At 66.4% G+C, this 2,281-nt stretch carries 3 protein-coding genes; 1 reads left to right on the top strand and 2 read right to left on the bottom strand.

Translation table 11 applies throughout. The features are described from left to right. Positions 1–47: 47 nt before the first annotated feature. Positions 48–548: a hypothetical protein gene (locus EAW56_RS11810; protein ID WP_233125489.1), complete on the top strand. Its 501-nt coding sequence runs from the start codon at positions 48–50 to the stop codon at positions 546–548. 21 nt (positions 549–569) lie between these two features. Here EAW56_RS11810 and EAW56_RS11805 read toward each other — a convergent pair whose 3' ends face one another. Beyond that, complete coding sequence (locus EAW56_RS11805) at positions 570–1,775, bottom strand: Rv3212 family protein (RefSeq protein WP_095536386.1); 1,206 nt, start codon at positions 1,773–1,775, stop codon at positions 570–572. Next, positions 1,772–2,281: helicase-related protein (locus EAW56_RS11800; protein WP_208636520.1), on the bottom strand; the 510-nt coding region annotated here is incomplete at its 5' end. The genes EAW56_RS11800 and EAW56_RS11805, both read right to left, overlap by 4 nt.

Raw genomic sequence — 2,281 nt, 5'->3', positions numbered from 1 at the left:
ATGTCGCGGTGAAGTCGACCGCAAAGTGACGGTTAGACTAACAAGACGTGACTGAAAAGAAATCCCGCTCTCCTCGTCAACCACGCCCGCCAATGGACCTGGAAACGGCACGGCGTGCCTCCGCAGTGGTTCCGCCCATCATGCGGTTCGGCGCCGTCGTCGTCCTCGTCCAATGCCTCGCCATGTTTGTGTACGCGGGCAGCCTCCTTGTCGCCCAGGTCCGCGGGGTGCAGGACAGCTCGCTGGAGTCCGATTCCGCAGCGACGCACTTCGTCCCCCTCGGCACTGCGGTCTTCCTGCTCATCATCTTCGGCTTTGTCGCGTTCGTGGCCGTCCGCACGCTGCAGGGCCGGCCGCGCAGCACGGGCGCAATCGTCTTGATCCAGGCGATCCTCATCGGTGTCGCCTTCTATATGGTGACCGGCGGCGCGGTCGCCCTGGGCATCGTTACCGGCATCTCCGCCGCACTCGTGTTGTTCACCGTGTTCCACCCGCAGACGGCGCAGTACAACGAAGCCCGTTACGAGCTGCGCAAAGCAGAGCGCTAATCGACGCCCCGGTGCCCGCGACTACTCGGCGCTGAGCGCGACGATCTCGTCGCCGCGCTTTTCCACCACGGTGGCGCCCGCGGAGTCGATGGAGATCGGCCCGTTGTAGTCGCCGCGGTCCACGGGGATGATCTTCTCCACGGAGTTTTTGTCCCAGTTGATGACCGCGACACCGGAATCCGAGGCGTAGAGGAGGCGGTCGTCGGCGGCAAAGCCGGTGCCCTTCGCGCCCTGGAACACGCCGGTGACGTTGAGCTCGGCGGGGTCCAGGAGCAGAAGGTAGTCGCCCACGTGGTACGTCATGTGGTGGGGGAGGTCGTGGACGGGGAGGATGCGGGTGGCGTCGTCAAGCTGCTCAGGCTCTGGCAGCTCCGGGACCTCCGAGACCTTGAGCTCCTTGCCGTCCTTGTTGTAGGAGCGCACCTCTGAAGACTGCGGGTCGTAGATCGCGGCGGCGTCCTGGGAGATACCGACGAGGTAGGCGCCCTCGGGGAGCTCGACGGAGCCGTTCATCTCCGGGGAGCGGGAGTCCTCCGGGGTGGCGTTTTGGAAGCGGAGGAACGTGCCGCCGTCGCACACCTCGGTGACGGCGAGGAGCTCGGTGCGGGTGAGCGCCGACGTGATCGGGCACTCGTTGGGCTGCATGTCGGGCTCCTGCGGGGCCTCGATGGTGCCGTACTCCACGGTGCGCACCAGGTCAGAGCGCCACAGCTCGACGTGCTGCGAACTGACGTACCCGACGCGGTCGTTGGAGGAGACGTTCGCCACCTGGTCGGGGCCTGGGGCGGAGCGTGTCGACGCGTACTCGCCGGTCTTTGCATCAATACCCACGACGTCGCCGCAGCCGCCATTGCCGCGGTAGTCCGCAACCACCTTGTCCCACGCCCCGGCGAGCGTGCACAGCTCCTTGTCGCGGGTATACGTCCAGGCGGTGTCGCCCTCCGGGGTGGTGGCGGTGATGGTGTGGTCGTTGTACGTGATGATGAGGCCGTTGACCACCAGCGGAGCCGAGTTGGGGGAGGAGTCGGGCAGGCGGAACGACTCGGTGAGCGACTCTGGCACGACCGCTAACTGGCCGTAGTCCTCCTGCTGCTCCGCAGCCGGGGTGAGCTCAGAGGAGCGAATCGGCGCGGTGAAGAACGCTGTGGCCAGGAGGCCTGCCGATACGGCGGTTATGACACCTGTGGCGATCAGATCGCCCCGGGTACGTCGCAACGGTCTATTCAACGCCGGTTCCTTCCCTGCTTTTTCTGGCTCTTTTCCGCTGGCCGTTTTGGCCGCGCCCCGAGAACTTTACGCGGGCGGCCCACGGTTGGTGCAGCCGAGTCCGGAATGTCCAGCGCCTCGAACAGTTCCGGGGAGGTGGAAAACCAGGTGGGCAGCTCCTTCTTGCCTAGCGAGAGCTCGGAATCGATGAGTTCCCACTTGTGTTGCTCGTCGAACCCGACCAGGGTGACCGCCGTGCCGGAGTGGCCGGCGCGCCCGGTGCGTCCGATGCGGTGGACGTACGTCATCGGGTCATCCGGGGTCTGGTAGTTCACCACGTGCGTGACGTCGTCGACGTCGATGCCCCGGGCCGCGACGTCTGTGGCCACGAGGATCTCCACCTCGCCGGTGCGGAACGCGTCGAGTGACTTCTGCCGCGCCTCCTGGCGAAGGTCACCGTGGACGGTGCCGACGGGGAAGCCGCGCTGCGCCAGGTCCTCGGCGACCTCGGCGGCGGTGCGCTTCGT

It is taken from the genome of Corynebacterium gottingense (genome assembly GCF_003693265.1).
Lineage (GTDB): Bacteria > Actinomycetota > Actinomycetes > Mycobacteriales > Mycobacteriaceae > Corynebacterium > Corynebacterium gottingense.
The sequence above is the reverse complement of the archived record's forward strand: the minus strand, read 5'-3'. Positions and strand labels throughout refer to the sequence as shown.